A 17,577-nucleotide genomic window follows, 5' to 3' on the forward strand; every position below is an offset into this window, starting at 1 on the left:
TTACTGTAAAAATCGTCTTATTAAACCCCTCTGATAAAGAAGTAAAATGCCTGCTTTTTGTACAGTAGGAACAATTCCGATAACATATTTACCTCTTTCTTCACTATAAACAGGCGTAACAGAAAACTTCTTTATATCACCATCTCTTTTTATTGTTAAGTTTATTGGCTGTTCCCTATTTTCTGCTATTTCTAAAATAAAATCCTCCCAAGTTCTAACCTTTTTATTATTTACCTCAATAATTTTATCATTTACTTTAATACCAGCATTGTAGGCAGGATATCCCACTTCTACTTCACTTATGATTGGTCTTACAACACCTGCATTAAAAGCAATTATAGCAAATAATATTATCGCTATAACAAAATTCATGAATGCACCTGCTACAATTACTATAAGTCTTACCCAAGGACTCTGATTGCAAAATGCTCTTGGATCTTTTGATTCTCCCTCTTCACCTAACATTTTTACATATCCACCTATAGGAAAAAGCCTTAAAGAATAATTTGTTTCTCCCTTTTTAAACCCAAATAGCTTTGGTCCCATTCCTATTGCAAATTCAAGAACTTTAATTCCAGATAATTTTGCAGTAACAAAATGCCCAAGTTCATGGCTTGTTATTAATAAACCGAAAACAAAAATTGTTGCCAACAACGTTTGCATAAAAACACCACCCTATTTTATAATACTTCTAACATATTCTCTAACTTTTTTTCTAAATCAATAATATACTCTAAATTAAAGCTATATTCCACTTCAAATTTATTCATTGCCTCTTTAATAACAACTGGAATATCTAAAAATTTAATTTTATTGTTTAAAAATAAATCTACTGCTTCTTCATTTGCAATATTACATACAGCTGGCATTGTTCCTCCAACTTTTCCAGCCTCATAGGCTAATTTCAAACATTCAAAGGTTTCAGTATCTGGCTCTTCAAAAGTTAAAGTATTATTTTTTATCAAATCAAGATAACCTATCAAAGATTCAGTTCTGTTTGGATATTCAAGTGCATATTGAATAGGATGTCTCATATCGGTATTTGAAAGCTGTGCAATTATTGAACCGTCTTTATATTCAACCATTGAATGTATTATACTTTGAGGATGAATAACAACCTTAATATTGTCGTAATCTACATCAAACAAATAATGTGCTTCTATTACCTCTAATCCTTTATTCATAAGTGTTGCTGAATCTATAGATATCTTCCTTCCCATATTCCATCTTGGATGCTTTAGAGCCATTTCTGGAGTAACTTCTGTTAAATCCTTCTTCTTTTTGCCCCTAAAGGGTCCTCCTGATGCTGTTAAAATTAATTTATTAACTGTACCCTTATTTTCACCATTTAAGCACTGAAAAAGTGCACTGTGTTCACTATCAACTGGTATTATTTTGGATTTAGATTTTGATAGTTCAGACTTTATTATACTTCCCCAACAACTAAAGTTTCTTTGTTAGCAAGAGCTATATCTTTACCTTCTCTAATTGCAGCTATGGTTGGTCTTAAACCAATCATTCCTACTACAGATGTCAAAACTACGTCTACATTATGTAATGTACTTATAAATTCTAAACCTTCAATTCCTGAAAGCACCTTTGTTCCAAAGTTTTCCACCCTGTTTTTTAATTCATTTACGAGATTTTCATTCATTATTACAACGTATTCGGGTCTAAATTCACTAACCTGCTCAACTAATTTATTTATATTAGAGTGTGCAGACAAAGCTACAACCTTAAAGTCATCCCTTTTGTTACGAACTACATCCAGTGCTTGAGTTCCAATCGAACCTGTTGATCCTAATATACTTAAACGTTTCATATTATTCTCCTTTCTATATCAATTAGTTCTTTTGTAAATATGACCATAAACGGTCCAAATATAACCCCCAAAGATTAAAGATTATAACTCCCACATATAGTGCAAATAAAGAAATAACAGGATGAATTTTTAAAGAACTACCTACCATCTTAACCTGCAATATCTCTCTTATAATCTGCAATAGGGCATATAAACTTATAAGGCCAATGGATAAAAAATATCTTTTATTTATAAAAGCAACTACACTCCACGGTATAAAAATTAATGCTGGACCTAAGACAGGTAACAAATCTAGTATACCACAAATTAAACCTATAGTTAATGCATTTTCAATACCTAATACAAAAAACCAGCTATTGTAAGTAATGTAGTAATAATAACAAGTTTTAATTCAATTAAAGCAACAGAAGTTAATTTGATAAACGAATTGATAAAGGCAGCAATATATTTATTATTAATATTAAGGACAATAAAATCAGACATTTTATTGAAATCTAAACTTATTATTATACTAATTATAAATACTATAAATATCTTTAGGAGCTCATTTATTGTACCAACTGTTTTATTAAAAAACTAAACTCATTATTTTTAAATAAATTTATTTTTGTATTAGATTATTTGTCAGTTCATTATAATAGTTATTTGAAATTATCATATATATTTTATTTACTTCGATTATTATATATTTTAAAAAATATATGTCAAAAACACTAAAATACCAATAACAAAAATATAAGATAAGCTCACTGAAATATTTCTATTTATTTTAAGTCTTAATAAATTTTTATAAAAGGTTCCATAAGTAATGCAATTATAATTGCTACAAGAAATGGCCACAAAAACAAGGCACAACTTAAGAATAACAATAACCAATAAATCTATTATTATTATCTTAAGTAATGCCTTTAAATTAATATTCATATTTATCATCCTAAAACAATTACTATATAATAATATACGACAGGAATAACATACAGTATGCTATCAAACCTATCTAAAATTCCTCCGTGTCCGGGCATTATATTCCCATAGTCCTTTATACCTACGTGTCTTTTTATCAACGAAGCTGACAAATCACCTATTTGTGATACAATAGCTCCCATTACTCCTAATATTATTAGATGAATAAGTGATATGTCTATATTACCATTAAAACTCTTCCAGACAACAAGACCTATAACACTTCCCAATATTCCGCCAATTGAACCTTCTACTGTTTTTTAGGACTAACATCGGGACATAGCTTCCTTTTTCCAAAGAACATACCTGTAAAATAGGCAAATGTATCACAACACCAAGCAATTAAAAATACAATCCATATTAATCTATTTCCATTTTCAAACTCGCTTATTTTAACAAGCAGATTGAAAAAACTAATTATATAAATATATCCTACAATAGTAAAAGCAGAGGATATAATTGAATATTTTTATTAAATATAGGATAAGCCATTGATAATAAAAGTAATGCATAAATCAAAACAATATTGTACTTTGTTAAATCAAATGTATAAAGAACAAATTGGTTTATTATGTAAAAAACGATAATTAAAGGAGTAATAACCTTATATTTATTTTTAAAAGCATTAATATACTCGTACACAGCTATAGCAGTTACTATTGATACACCAATCTTTAAAGTTAATCCCCTGATATTACAAAAATAGCAATATCGGAATGGCTATTAAAGCACTCATTATTCTTGTTTTCATATCTTCACCTTCTCTACTTTATACCACCAAATCTTCTATCTCTATTTTGATAATCATATATAGCCCTATATAAATGCTCTCTTTTAAAATCTGGCCAATATATGTTTGAATACCAAAACTCAGTATATGCAACCTGCCATAAAAGAAAATTACTTAATCTATATTCACCACTTGGTCTTATTAATAAGTCTGGGTCTGGCATATTAGCTGTGTATAAATTTTTACTTATTAATTCTTCGTTTATGTCTTCAATATTTATTTTATTTTCCTTTATGAGCTGTGCTATTTTTATTACTGCATTTTTAATTTCATCACGTCCACCATAATTTAATGCAAGGTTTAACATCAAGCCAGTATTGTTCTTCGTCTTTTCAAAGGCATTTTTTAACTCTTCCTGACATATTATTGGCAACTTGCTTATATCTCCTATTGAATTTATAATAACATTATTTCTATGTAATTCCTCAACTTCAGATCTTAAATATTCCACAAGTAAATTCATTAAAGCATTAACTTCATCACTTGGTCTTTTCCAATTTTCAGTTGAAAAGGCATATAAAGTTAAATATTTTACTCCGAGCTCTGAACTTGCTTTAACAATTTCTCTTATAGTTTCTACTCCCGCTTTGTGACCAAATGTTCTTGGTAAATTTCTCTTTTAGCCCATCTACCATTACCATCCATAATTATAGCAATATGCTTAGGAATATTACCTTTATCAATTTGTTCTAAAATATTTTTAGATTGTTCCTTTTTTTCTTATTAAAAAATACCATTTTTACCTCCTAAATAAAATAAATTTTTTATGCCAAAGCTCAAAGCTTTGGCATATTATATATTATTTATTTAAAGAACATTAAAAATATGAATAATATATCTTAATGGAGGTCTGTTGTTCAATCTTGATTATCCTTTTTCTTCACCAATTTTTACTCCCTTAGGATTATTAACTTCAATTAACTCATATTTAATATTATAATTTTTTAAATATTCCTCAACATCTTCTATCCTATGAGCTAAAAACTTATTCACATCCATATTAAACAGTTAATATCTCCTTTTCCTTAGCTTCTACTAACTTATCTATCTCCTTAATAAAGTTATCAGTTATCTTTTGTACTTCTTCTTCCGTTCTCTTAATTTCATCCTCTGAGAAATTGCCTTCCTTTTAAGTGCCTTTAATTTATCGTTTGCATCTCTTCTAACTGATCTAACTGCAACCTTTGTATCTTCTCCGTGCTTTTTAACAACCTTAACAAGATTTTTTCTTGTTTCTTCAGTAAGCTCTGGAATAACCAGTCTTATTACTTGACCATCATTAGTTGGATTAATACCTAAATCTGATTTTTGTATAGCCTTTTCAATATCCTTTAATGCATTTTTATCCCAAGGTTGTATTACTAAAACTCTTGGCTCAGGAATTGATATAGAAGCAAGCTGTGCTATATGAGTTGGTGTTCCGTAGTAATCTACAGTAATTTTGTCAAGCATTGCTGCATTAGCTCTACCTGCCTTTAATCCTTGTAGTTCCTTCTTTAGAAGTTCTAGTGATTTTTTCATCTTTTCTTCAGAAGCAACAATTACTTCTTTAATCATTAAAAAACCTCCTTTATTAATTTTCAACAACAGTACCTATGCTTTCTCCAAGTACTGCCCTTTTATATTCCCTGGTTCATCAAGTGCAAATACTATAATCGGAATATTATTGTCCTTACATAGTGATGTTGCAGTTGAATCCATTACCTTTAAATCTCTTTCTAATACCTGCATAAAAGTTAATTTATCAAACTTTTTAGCATCCTTATTTTTATTTGGATCAGAATCATATACCCCATCAACCTTTTTAGCAAGTAATATAGCCTCTGCTTCTATCTCTGCAGCTCTTAGTGCTGCTGCTGTATCAGTTGAAAAGTATGGATTACCAGTTCCTGCTGCAAATATAACAACTCTTCCTTTTTCAAGGTGTCTTACTGCTCTTCTTCTTACAAATGGTTCTGCTATTTCCCTCATTTCTATTGCAGTTTGAACTCTTGTTTTAACTCCAATAGATTCTAGTGAATCCTGAAGAGCCATCGCATTAATACAAGTTGCTAACATTCCCATATAGTCGGCAGTTGTTCTATCCATATCTATTCCATTTCTACCTCTCCATATATTTCCTCCACCGACAACACAGCCAACTTCAACACCCATATCAACAATATCTTTAATCTCTTCAGAGATTCTCTTAATAACTTCAAAATCAAAGCCATAGCCCTTTTCACCAGCTAATGCTTCACCACTTAATTTTATCATAACTCTTTTATATTTTGGAGCTGTCATATTTATACCTCCAACTTAATATATTCTATTAAAACTTAAAATATCCTTCTTAAAAAAGAGAACACAGGTGTGTTCTCTTTTAAAATTACGCCCTTGTTTGCTTCATAACTTCTTCAGCAAAGTTTTCTTCTTTCTTTTCTATTCCTTCACCCTTTTCAAATCTTACGAACTTCTTAACTGTAAGTTCTGCATTTGCTTCTTTTGACTTTTCTTCAACAAACTTTCTTATAGTCTTATCTTGATCTCTTATCCATAGTTGCTCTATTAAACATACTTCTTTAAAGTATTTTTGTAATCTACCTTCAACCATCTTTTCAACAACTTTTTCTGGTTTTCCTTCATTTAGTGCTTGTTGTCTGTAGATTTCTCTTTCTTTTTCAATAACTTCTTGTGGTACATCTTCCTTAACAAGATATAGTGGATTTGCTGCAGCAATTTGTAGAGCAAGTTCCTTAGCTACTTCCTTAGCTACTTCATTTGTTGCTCCTTCAACTTGAACCATAACAGCTATTCTTCCACCACCGTGGATGTAGTCCATAATAACACCATTTTCAACATTGAATCTTTCAAATCTTCTAAATGTCATATTTTCTCCAAGTTTAGCTATTAAAGCAGTTATAGCTTCCTTAACAGTCATATTTTCATCTGCTATGTACTTTTCTTCTAATATTTCTTCAACTGTATTAGCCGTTGAATAAGCTGCTTGCTTAGCAAGATTCTTAGCAAGGTTTACAAAATCTTCATTCTTACCAACGAAGTCTGTTTCGCAGTTAACTTCAACAACTGCACCTACCTTACCATCTTCTGTTATATATGTTTCAACAACACCTTCAGCAGCAACTCTTCCTGCCTTCTTAGCAGCAGCTGCTAAACCCTTTTCTCTTAGGATTTCAATAGCCTTTTCCATATCTCCTTCTGCTTGAACAAGTGCCTTTTTACAATCCATCATTCCTGCACCAGTTCTTTCTCTTAATTCACTTACCATCTTAGCTGTAATTTGCATAACCGATTCCTCCTTAATGTTATTAAAGGTAAGGGTTAAGATACCCTTTACCCTTACCTTTTAATATTATTCTGCTAATTGTTCACCTTGTCTTCCTTCAAGAACAGCATCTGCTATCTTTGATGCAATTAGCTTAACAGCTCTTATAGCATCATCATTACCTGGTATTACATAATCAACATCATCTGGATCACAGTTAGTATCAACAATACCAACTACTGGAATACCAAGTATTCTTGCTTCTGCAACAGCGTTCTTTTCCTTTCTTGGGTCAACTACGAAAAGAACTATATTATCCTTATCAATCTTATTTAGCTTTGCTAATTCCTTAATTCCGCCAAGGTTCTTTTCTAATTTTTCCATTTCATTCTTTAGCTTAATAACTTCCTTCTTTGGAAGAAGATCAAATGTACCATCTTCAGCCATCTTTTGAAGTTCATTTAATCTTGCTATTCTTGTCTTAATAGTTCTGAAGTTTGTAAGCATTCCACCTAGCCATCTTTCATTTACATAGTGCATATTACATCTGATGGCTTCTTCCTTAACTGAATCTTGTGCTTGCTTTTTAGTTCCTACGAAAAGAACTTCCTTTCCTTCAGCAGCTGCATTCTTTACGAATTCATAAGCTTCTTCTAACTTCTTTGCAGTCTTTTGAAGGTCGATAATATAGATTCCATTTCTTTCTGTGAAGATGTACTGTGACATTTTAGGATTCCATCTTCTTGTTTGATGTCCAAAATGAACACCAGCTTCTAATAATTGCTTCATTTGAATAACTGACATATAGGCACCTCCTGGTTTTATTCCTCCACTCTACTCATTTTTTTAAAAGGCCTTTTCACAGGCACCCTTTTAAAAATTGTAGAGTGTGTGTTTTTCACGATTGATAGTATAACACATATTAGTAATATAATCAATAATTATTTTAACAAATAAAGAAAAATTTATTCATATTTTTTACAAAAGAAAGAAGCTAAAAATTAGCTTCTTAGCTTCTTTAATTCGTCAAGTAATTTGTCATTTAATATCTTTATGTGTGTACCCTTCATTCCAAGTGATCTTGATTCAATTACCCCAGCACTTTCAAACTTTCTTAGTGCATTTACTATTACAGATCTTGTAATACCTACTTTATCTGCAATCTTACTTGCAACAAGTAAACCTTCATTTCCTTCAAGTTCATTGAATATATGTTCAACTGCTTCTAATTCAGAATATGAAAGCGTTCCAATTGCAAGTTGAACAACTGCCTTCTTTCTTGCTTCTTCTTCTATTTCATCTTGTTTTGATCTTATTATTTCCATACCTACAATAGCTGCACTATACTCAGCTAATACTAAATCCTCATCTGTAAATTCTTCTCCAAATCTTGCTATTAGTAATGTTGCAAGTCTTTCTCTATTACCTATAATAGGTACTATTGTTGTAATTTTATCTGCAAATAGACAATTAACATCATTTTCAAAAACACAAACACCCTTTGACTTTATGTTTGGTCTTGTTTCTGATATTTGCATTAGGCTATTATTGTAGTCTTCAGGGAATTTTTGCTCTCTAATAACTATGTTCTTAACAATATCACATTCAAATTCATCTCTTAATTGATATCCTAATATTTTACCCTTTCTGCTTACAACATAAACATTGCAATTCATTACCTCACTTAAAGTCTTGCAAATATCTCCAAATACTACTGGTTCAGTTGCTGATTTTTGTAAAATTTTATTTAACATTCTTGTCTTTTCTAGTAAGCTGTACATAATCATTCTCCTTTCTAAATAATATAATTTTTTTCTGATGTATCTTTAACAAATTCTGTAGTTCTCTGCTTTACATATTCTCTATTTACAGTAACAATTTTTGTTCAATATCAGGTGCTTCAAAGGAGACATCTAAAAGCACTTTTTCAATAACAGTATGAAGTCTTCTTGCACCAATGTTTTCATTTGTTTTATTCATCTTGTATGAAACTTCAGCAATTTCTTCAATTCCATCTTCAGTAAATACTAATTCAATTCCTTCAACCTTTAGCAATTCTTTATACTGTTTAATCAAAGCATTTTTAGGTTCCATTAATATCTTTACAAAATCCTCTTTAGTTAAATCATTTAATTTAACCCTAACTGGGAATCGTCCTTGAAGTTCTGGTATTAAATCTGATACCTTTGATACGTGGAAAGCACCAGCAGCTATGAATAATATATGATCCGTTTTAACAGGACCATATTTTGTATTAACTGTGCTTCCTTCTACAATAGGTAATATATCCCTTTGAACACCTTCTCTTGAAACGTCAGGACCATTTTTATTATTTTTCCCAGCTATCTTATCTATTTCATCTATAAATACAATTCCATCTTCTTCAGCTCTTTTAACTGCAAGCTTATTTATTTCCTCTAAATCTAATAATTTGTTTGCTTCTTCATTTTTAAAAATATTTAGTGCATCCTTTACCTTTACCTTCTTAGTCTTTTTCTTCTTAGGAAGAATACCTCCTAATATATCATCAAAATTTATATTTAAATCACTTATATTCCCTCCGGCAATAACCTCAAAGGGTAAAGATGAACTATCCTCAACCTCAATCTCTATCTCCATATTATCAAGTAGTCCCATCTCAAGTTGATGAATTATCTGTTGACGTTTTAAATTTATATCTTCTTCATTTTCATATTGACTAATATTTTTATTATCATTTTGAAATCCAAAGATATAATCAAAAGGATTCTTGTTTGCTTTTTTATTTGGAAGGGGTGCTATTACATCAACCACCCTCATTTTAGCCATTTCATAAGCCTTTTCTTGAACTTCCTTAATTTTTTCTTCTTTAACAAGCCTAATTGAATTTTCTACCAAGTCTCTTATAATTGAATCTACATCTCTACCTACATAGCCAACTTCAGTGAATTTTGTTGCCTCAACCTTGACAAAGGGGCATTAACTAATTTTGCCAGTCTTCTTGCTATTTCTGTTTTACCTACACCAGTTGGCCCTATCATTAAAATATTCTTTGGAATAATATCTTCCTTTATTTCATCTGCTGCCATTCTTCTTCTATATCTATTTCTTAAGGCAACAGCAACCATCTTTTTAGCCTCATCCTGACCAATTATATACTTATTAAGTTCTTGAACTATCTTTTTGGAGTTAATTGTTCCATTCATATCCCACCAATTTAAAGCTCCAATACGTTGATATTGTTATTTGTATATACACATATCTCTGAAGCAATTTCTAATGATTTAAAGGCTATTTCCTTTGGGGTCAGATCAGTATTTTGTTTTAAAGCTCTTGCAGCTGCTAAAGCATACATTCCTCCTGAACCAATTGCGGCAATACCATCATCAGGTTCAATAACTTCTCCTCCACCAGATATGATGAGAAGCGTTTCTTTATCTGCAGCTATCATCAAAGCTTCAAGCTTTCTAAGTGCCTTATCACTTCTCCAGAAATTTGCAAGCTCTACAGCAGCCTTCCTTAAATTTCCATTATATTCGGTGAGTTTATCTTCAAATTTTTCAGCAAGAGTAAAAGCATCTGCTACTGAACCTGCAAAACCAATTAGAACTTTGTCATTATATATCTTGCGTATTTTATTTGCAGATGATTTGATGATAGTATTTTCTCCAAAAGTTACTTGTCCATCACCTGCAATTGCTACCATATTTACATCCTTAACAGCAACTATTGTCGTTGCTCTAAACATATTTATAACCCCCAATGTTATTTATAAAATCATTTTTTAAAATTTTTTGAATTGTTTATTTCCCATCAGCAATATAACTATAACATAATGCAAACGATATTGCAACATTTTTTTATTTTTTTCGACATATTTTTTAATTTAAACAATAAGATTTGTACAATTTTTCTGATTTTATTATTTGCAGTTTTTATTTATACATACTAACTTTTTTCTCCCCTGACATTCTTTTCATAAAGTGTCTCGCCGCATTTGGGGCATTTTTCATTAGTAGGTTTATCCCAACTTACATAATTACATTTTGGAAAATTACTGCATCCATAAAATGTTTTACCCTTTTACTTCTTCTCACAACAACCTTTGAACCGCATAATGGACAATTAACATCAAGCTCATCTAATATAGGTTTTGTATTTTTACACTCAGGATATCCTGGGCAGGCCAAGAACTTACCATATTTACTCTTTTTATAACCATATTCCTACCGCATTTTTCACATTTAATATCTGTTACTTCAACCTTTTCTTCTATCGATACCTTTTCTATTGTATGTTCAGCTAACTCAATTTGTTTCTTTAATGGCTTAAAGAAGGAATCTACAACTTCAACCCAATTTTCTTGTCCTTCTTCTATCTCATCCAGCTTTTTTCCATTTCTGCAGTAAATTCGACATCCACTATATCCCTAAAGTTTTCATTTAAAAGTTCTGTTACAATTATACCTAATTCTGTAGGTATAAAATATTTCTTTTCCTTTTCAACATATCCACGCTCAAGTATTGTACTTATTATAGGTGCATATGTACTTGGTCTTCCAATCCCCTTCTCCTCTAATACTTTTACTAATGTAGCTTCTGTATATCTTGCTGGTGGCTGAGTAAAATGTTGTTTACTGTCTAAATTTATTAATGTCAATACATCATCAATATTTATTTCTGGTAATTTTGCTTCTTTTTCATCTTCCTCTTGTTGATATACAGATAAATATCCATTGAATTTTAAAATACTTCCAGATGCTTTAAATATGTAATCACCTGCTAAAATATCAACAGATGTAGTATCATATACTGCTTCAGACATCTGACTTGCAATAAATCTATTCCAAATAAGATTATAAAGTTTATATTGATCATTGGTTAAAGAATCCTTAATATGTTCAGGATGTCTGTTAACTGAGGTTGGTCTTATTGCTTCGTGTGCATCCTGAATATTTCCCTTTGTTTTATAGCTTTTTGTTGTATGAGGTGCGTATTCTTTTCCAAAATTATTAATTATGTATTCCTTTGCCTCCTTTTGTGCTTCCTCTGAAATTCTTACAGAATCAGTTCTCATATAGGTAATTAACCCCACTGTTCCTTCACCTTTTATATCTATACCTTCATACAATTGCTGTGCTATTGACATAGTCTTTTTGTAGTAAAATTTAACTTTTTAAAGGCCTCTTGTTGTAAAGAACTTGTTGTAAAGGGTGGAAGTGGGCTCTTTTTCTTTTCTTGTTTTTTAACATTTATAACTTTGTATTCTACATCTTTTAAGTTGTTTAATATTTGATCTACTTGTTCTTTATTTTTAAGTTCTAATTTTTCGTTATCTTTTCCATAAAATTTAGCTTCAAATTGCTTATTTTTATTTTTTAATTTTGCAGTTATAGACCAATATTCTTCAGGTACAAAATTATTTATTTCCAGTTCTCTTTCACATATAAGCTTTACTGCTACTGATTGAACCCTACCAGCTGATAGTCCCCATTTAACTTTCTTCCATAAAATCGGACTTATTTCATAACCAACTAATCTATCTAAAACTCTTCTTGCCTGTTGTGCATTCACTAAATTCATATTTATTTTACGCGGACTTTTTATAGCCTCATTTAGAGCCTTCTTTGTAATTTCGTGAAATTCAATTCTGCACTCTTCGTTAAAATTAAGGCCCAGAATGGTAGCAAGGTGCCAAGATATAGCCTCTCCTTCCCTATCTGGGTCTGTTGCAAGATAAACTTTTTGACATTTTTTAGCTTCCTTTTTAATTCGTCAATAAGCTTACCTTTACCTCTAATGGTTATATACTTAGGTTCATAATTATTCTCTATATCAACACCTAATTGACTTTTAGGTAAATCCCTTACATGTCCCATAGAAGCAGCTATTTTATATCCTTTTCCTAAAAATTTGCCTATAGTTTTTGCCTTTGCTGGTGACTCAACTATTACAAGAGATTGAGCCATTTTAACACCTCCAGTAACTATTTAACAATAACTGTATTATAACAGAAAATTTTATAAAATCAAGATTTTATGATAACATAATTCCCCCGTAAAGTCTTTTTATTATTCCTTTGCATTCAAGTATAGTTAATTTTGATAACAAAAACTTGTTTCACAATTACACTTTAGCTTTATTTGTTCAAAGGTCAAGCTACCTTCATTAATGCATCTAATAATATTCTGTTCAAACTCATCTAATTCTATATTATATTTTGATATACTACTTCTTATACCTAATTCTTCAAGTATATCCTCAATTGAATCTACTAATTTTGCCCCATCCTTAATAAGCTTATTGCATCCCTTACTTTGCTCTCTATAAATGTCTCCAGGCACTGCATAAACATCTTTACCCTGCTCTAATGCACAATTAACTGTTATCATAGAACCACTATTTATGCCTGCTTCAACCACCAAAACAGCCTTAGATAACCCACTTATAATTCGATTCCTTTCAGGAAAATTAAAACTATAGGGCTTCATATCAGGCAGATATTCCGTGATAACACAACCGTTGTCAATTATTTTATTCATCAACTTTATATTTTCCTTGGGATATATATTATTAAATCCTGAACCTAAAACAGCAACTGTAAAACCATTAGCATCTAACGCACCCTTATGGGCTTCTGTATCAATCCCACGAGCCATACCACTTACTATTCCTAAATTATACTTTGATAATTCTAAGCTAAGTTTATATGCTACAGTTTTTCCGTAATTAGTTGCCCTTCTTGAGCCAACAATAGCTAAAAGATATTCTGGTAACATAATATTTCCTATGTAAAATAAACCTATAGGTGCATCATCTATTAACTTTAAAGTTGCTGGATATGTTTCATCTGTAATAAAAGTAAATTTTATATTTTTCTTATCCATTTGTTTTAATATCTCTCTACTTTGTTGTAGGTTCCTATTGTTTATTATATATTCAGACGTGATAATATCTATACCCATACTAACTAATTCATTTAAATTTATGTTAAATAGCTTTTCTGGAGTAATATTTAAATTAATAATTTCTCTTTTAATCTTCTGTTAATTTTTAGCATAAAAAACCATAATTTATATTCTAAACTCATAAACATCACCTATCTCAACAATGTACCATCTAACTTTCTATATTGCAGTGCCTCAGCAATATGGTTTGCTTTTATATCTTCACTTTCTTCTAAATCTGCTATTGTTCTTGATATCTTTAGTATTTTTGCATAGGACCTTGTTGTCATATTAAAGCTTTTATATGCATTTTCTAATAATTTCTCTGCTTCAATATCTAATCTACAATATTTTTTATATGCTTTGATTTCATACTTGAATTATACAAAATACCTTCATTTTTAAATCGTTTTGCCTGAATTTCTCTTGCCTTAATAACTTTTTTAATATTTCTATTGAAGCTATTTCGTCCTTATTATTTTGTAATTCTTCAAATTTGACAGGTGAAAGTTCTATATGAATGTCTATTCTATCTAATATTGGACCTGATACTTTTGATAAATAATTTTTATTTGCGATTCAGTACATTTACACTCTTTAATATCCGAACCATAATACCCACAAGGACAAGGATTCATTGCTGCAACAAGCATAAATTTTGCAGGAAACGTATATTTTGCCTTAACTCTTGAAATTGTAACTACTCCATCCTCAAGTGGTTGCCTTAACGCCTCAAGTGCCTCTCTTTTAAACTCAGTAAACTCATCTAAAAAAGCACACCATTATGTGCCAACGAAACTTCACCTGGAATTGGAACTGTTCCTCCGCCTATTAAAGAGTTAGTAGATACATTTACGTGTGGATTTCTAAATGGAGGATAAAATATCATACTATCTTCCTTCAAAGCTCCAACTATACTATACACCTTTGATACTTCCAAACTCTCTTCGTATGTTAGATAAGGTAAAATTGAGGGGATTCTTTGAGCTATCATAGTTTTCCCTGAACCAGGTGGACCATACATCAGTATGTTATGAAAACCTGCTGCAGCTATTTCAACAGCCCTTTTAGCAAAACTATGACCCTTTACTTCATTAAAATCAACTCCGTATTTCATATTTGTAATATCATATTTTATCGTCTGAACCTTTGTAAGCTGTACTTCTCCGTTTAAATAATCAACAACTTCTCTTAAACTATCTACAGGAAATATGTCTATACCCTCTATCATTTTAATTTCATTGATATTATCAACAGGAATAAAAATCCTTCTAAATCCCTTTGACCTTGCCTCTATTATCATAGGGAGAAGACCTCTTACTCGGCGAATAGTACCATTTAAAGCAAGTTCTCCTACAAAAATATCCCCTTCAATATCACCTCTTATTTCTCCACAAGCCTTTAATATCGAAATTGCTATTGGCAAATCAAGATGATTTCCTTCTTTTTAAAGAAGCTGGTGCAAAATTAACCAATACCTTGCCCTTTGGAAATTCCAAATTAGAATTTTTATAGCACTTCTAACTCTTTCTTTAGATTCCTTGATAACTGCATCTGGCAACCCAACCATATTAAAGGCAGGAAGACCTGCCTGGATATCAACTTCTATATCTAAGACAAATCCATCCATACCCATTAAAAAATGGAGTTTACTCTACTAATCATAATCATCCTCCCCTAAAAAATAATTTATTGTAAATTATATCCTCCTTTTATGAAATTTAATCATATATTAAAACAAAAACCGTGAACAACAAAGGTTCACGGTCTTAAAAGGCATCCTTAATTAAATTTATTTCTTTAACTGTATTTCTGTCTTTATCTACATATACTTCAACAACATCAAATCTTATTTTATACTTATTCGTTCTATTTTCATTAAGATAGCCTAAGGCTACCTTTTTTATTTTTTCAATTTTTTTATAATTTACTGCTTCACAAGGTAGGCCATAACGTATAGAACTTCGTGTTTTAACCTCTATAAAGGATATACAATCCTTTTCAATAGCAACTATGTCTATTTCTCCAAAGATATTTTTATAGTTTGTTTTAACTACCCTATATCCATTTTTAATAAGAAAATGTTTAGCAGCTTCTTCTCCTAAGTTTCCCAATACCCTGTTATTCATAGTATCACCCTAAACAATATTCTTTAAAAACTTCTCCTATGTATTTCACAAGGTCCATACTTTTTATTGCCTCTATATGTTCCTTTGTACCATATCCTTTATTCTTTTCAAAGGAATAAAACGGATATTTCAAAGCAATCTTATCCATAAATTCATCTCTTTCAACCTTTGCAACAATTGACGCTGCACCTATTGATGCAGATAAGTCATCACCTTTAACTAATGAAGCATAATCAATTCCTAAATCAAGCTTTACAGCATCAATTAATAAAAATCAGGCTTTACACTAAGCCCCTCTATAGCTCTTTTCATTGCAAGCTTAGTTGCATTTAATATATTTAAATCATCAATTTCCTCTTCTGAAGCAAAGGCTATTGAATAGGAAACACAGCTCATTTTTATTGCTTCTGAGATTTCTTTTCGTTTAGTTTCAGATAATTTTTTGAGTCTTTTATCTCATATATAGGATTATTTAAATCTAAAATAACAGCTGCTGCATAAACAGGACCAGCTAACGGACCTCTACCGACTTCATCAACTCCAGCAATAAATCTATATCCCTTATTTAATAAATCCTTTTCGTAAATCAATCTTTTTCATATTCCTCTAATATTTTTTGCTGCTTTTTAAATTTGTTCTCATATTTTTTAAAAAGATTTACTATAGATTTTTTTCCTCATTATAATAGGAAGTTTTTAAATTTAAAAACTCTTCATAGGATGAATTTTTAAGTAGATTCTCTAACTCTTTAAGCTTCATTTTGCACCTCTTCATCATATATTGGTGATTCTAAAGTAATTTTTCCTAACTTACCTGATCTATAGTCCTCAAATAGAATATTTGCAGCACGCAAAGTATCTATCTCTCCACCCGATACAATACATCCCCTCTTTTACCTATTTCCTTTAATACCTCAAGAGCAGATTTATCTAAATCAATTTTATATCTATCCTTCAATAAATTAGGAAACTTATCCTTCATCTCCTCAATAAACTTTAATGACAATTCTTCTATATCAATAATTTCTTCCTTAATAGATTTTGTATAGGCTAAATGTAGGGCAACTTTTTCATCCTCAAATTTAGGCCATAATATACCTGGAGTATCCAACAGTTCAAATTCCTTATTTACCTTAATCCATTGCTTAGATCTGGTAACTCCTGGCAAGTCACCAGTTTTAGCACTTGATTTATTTGATATTTTATTTATAAAAGAAGATTTTCCTACATTGGGTATACCAACTACAAGTGCACGTATTGGTCTTCCTACAATCCCTTTTGCAGCCTTCCTTTCAAACTTCTCCTTTACTGCTTCCTTTAAAACTGGATATACCCTTGATATATTTTTGCCTGTTACAGAATCTATATCTAAAGCATATATTCCTCTATCTTTAAAATATTTTATCCATTCTTTTGTAATCTTTTCATCTGCTAAAGTACATTTGTTTAACAGTACTACCTTAGGTTTATTTTTTATCAAATCATCTATATCAGGGTTTTTACTACTTACAGGTATCCTTGCATCTAAAAGTTCTATTACAACATCAATTATTTTCAAGCTTTCTTCTATTTGTCTTTTTGTTTTGACCATATGGCCTGGGTACCACTGAATATTCATAACATCCCCTCCTTTTGTAATTATATAAAAACATTATATAAAGTAAAATGGGACTGAAACTCAGCC

13 protein-coding genes and 11 pseudogenes are annotated in these 17,577 nt (G+C 30.6%); all 24 read right to left on the reverse strand.

The annotated features are described in order from the left end of the window. The gene (locus PL321_RS16850) at positions 1–663 is read right to left on the reverse strand and encodes a M50 family metallopeptidase (protein ID WP_273962749.1); all 663 of its coding nucleotides are present in this window, start codon (positions 661–663) and stop codon (positions 1–3) included. 17 nt (positions 664–680) lie between these two features. Beyond that, positions 681–1,822 (reverse strand): annotated as a pseudogene (locus tag PL321_RS16855) (1-deoxy-D-xylulose-5-phosphate reductoisomerase). Between the two features lie 22 nt (positions 1,823–1,844). Then, entirely contained in the window at positions 1,845–2,111 is a 267-nt protein-coding gene (locus PL321_RS21880) for an AI-2E family transporter (protein WP_443110671.1), read from the reverse strand. A 640-nt stretch (positions 2,112–2,751) separates the two neighbouring features. Next, positions 2,752–3,245, reverse strand: a pseudogene (locus PL321_RS21885) (phosphatidate cytidylyltransferase). Positions 3,246–3,549: 304 nt separating this feature from the next. Continuing rightward, positions 3,550–4,271 (reverse strand): annotated as a pseudogene (locus tag PL321_RS16870) (isoprenyl transferase). A gap of 171 nt (positions 4,272–4,442) precedes the next feature. Continuing rightward, entirely contained in the window at positions 4,443–4,568 is a 126-nt protein-coding gene (locus PL321_RS16875; protein WP_273962751.1) for a hypothetical protein, read from the reverse strand. 7 nt (positions 4,569–4,575) lie between these two features. Next, positions 4,576–5,132, reverse strand: a pseudogene (gene frr, locus PL321_RS16880) (ribosome recycling factor). Between the two features lie 16 nt (positions 5,133–5,148). Further along, positions 5,149–5,858, reverse strand: a pseudogene (gene pyrH, locus PL321_RS16885) (UMP kinase). Between the two features lie 85 nt (positions 5,859–5,943). Continuing rightward, a complete protein-coding gene (gene tsf / locus PL321_RS16890; protein WP_273962752.1) occupies positions 5,944–6,861 on the reverse strand; it encodes a translation elongation factor Ts in 918 nt (305 codons plus the stop codon). A 66-nt stretch (positions 6,862–6,927) separates the two neighbouring features. Beyond that, positions 6,928–7,644, reverse strand: coding sequence for a 30S ribosomal protein S2 (gene rpsB, locus PL321_RS16895; protein WP_273962753.1), 717 nt, complete (start codon positions 7,642–7,644; stop codon positions 6,928–6,930). Positions 7,645–7,841: 197 nt separating this feature from the next. After that, positions 7,842–8,621: a GTP-sensing pleiotropic transcriptional regulator CodY gene (gene codY, locus PL321_RS16900; protein ID WP_273962754.1), complete on the reverse strand. Its 780-nt coding sequence runs from the start codon at positions 8,619–8,621 to the stop codon at positions 7,842–7,844. An 85-nt stretch (positions 8,622–8,706) separates the two neighbouring features. Continuing rightward, positions 8,707–9,735, reverse strand: a pseudogene (gene hslU / locus PL321_RS16905) (ATP-dependent protease ATPase subunit HslU); the annotation flags it as partial. A gap of 11 nt (positions 9,736–9,746) precedes the next feature. Further along, positions 9,747–10,025, reverse strand: coding sequence for an AAA family ATPase (locus PL321_RS20415; protein WP_337960870.1), 279 nt, complete (start codon positions 10,023–10,025; stop codon positions 9,747–9,749). An 11-nt stretch (positions 10,026–10,036) separates the two neighbouring features. Further along, complete coding sequence (gene hslV / locus PL321_RS16910; protein ID WP_273962755.1) at positions 10,037–10,567, reverse strand: ATP-dependent protease subunit HslV; 531 nt, start codon at positions 10,565–10,567, stop codon at positions 10,037–10,039. Between the two features lie 200 nt (positions 10,568–10,767). Continuing rightward, positions 10,768–10,872: pseudogene (locus tag PL321_RS21890) on the reverse strand (hypothetical protein); the annotation flags it as partial. Continuing rightward, a complete protein-coding gene (locus PL321_RS21895) occupies positions 10,851–11,009 on the reverse strand; it encodes a topoisomerase DNA-binding C4 zinc finger domain-containing protein (protein WP_443110672.1) in 159 nt (52 codons plus the stop codon). The gene PL321_RS21895 and the pseudogene PL321_RS21890, both read right to left, overlap by 22 nt. A gap of 184 nt (positions 11,010–11,193) precedes the next feature. Then, positions 11,194–12,787: pseudogene (gene topA, locus PL321_RS16915) on the reverse strand (type I DNA topoisomerase). 126 nt (positions 12,788–12,913) lie between these two features. After that, entirely contained in the window at positions 12,914–13,783 is an 870-nt protein-coding gene (gene dprA / locus PL321_RS16920) for a DNA-processing protein DprA (RefSeq protein WP_273962756.1), read from the reverse strand. Positions 13,784–13,917: 134 nt separating this feature from the next. Then, positions 13,918–14,133 carry a hypothetical protein gene (locus PL321_RS16925; RefSeq protein ID WP_337961203.1) on the reverse strand — a complete coding sequence of 72 codons (216 nt, stop codon included), beginning with the start codon at positions 14,131–14,133 and terminating at the stop codon, positions 13,918–13,920. 1 nt (position 14,134) lies between these two features. After that, positions 14,135–15,401: pseudogene (locus PL321_RS21900) on the reverse strand (YifB family Mg chelatase-like AAA ATPase). Positions 15,402–15,534: 133 nt separating this feature from the next. Next, positions 15,535–15,894, reverse strand: a complete 360-nt coding sequence (locus PL321_RS16950) for a YraN family protein (protein ID WP_273962757.1) — start codon at positions 15,892–15,894, stop codon at positions 15,535–15,537. A 4-nt stretch (positions 15,895–15,898) separates the two neighbouring features. Then, positions 15,899–16,159 (reverse strand): hypothetical protein, encoded by a 261-nt coding sequence (locus PL321_RS16955; RefSeq protein WP_337961205.1) that lies wholly within the window; start codon positions 16,157–16,159, stop codon positions 15,899–15,901. Next, positions 16,159–16,484, reverse strand: a pseudogene (locus PL321_RS21905) (ribonuclease HII). Before PL321_RS21905 ends, PL321_RS16955 begins: the two are co-directional and overlap by 1 nt. A 158-nt stretch (positions 16,485–16,642) precedes the next feature. Next, a pseudogene (gene ylqF / locus PL321_RS16970) lies at positions 16,643–17,511 on the reverse strand (ribosome biogenesis GTPase YlqF). Positions 17,512–17,577 lie beyond the last annotated feature (66 nt).

The sequence above is a fragment of the Caloramator sp. mosi_1 genome, assembly GCF_028622835.1.
Classification (GTDB): domain Bacteria; phylum Bacillota; class Clostridia; order Clostridiales; family Caloramatoraceae; genus Thermobrachium.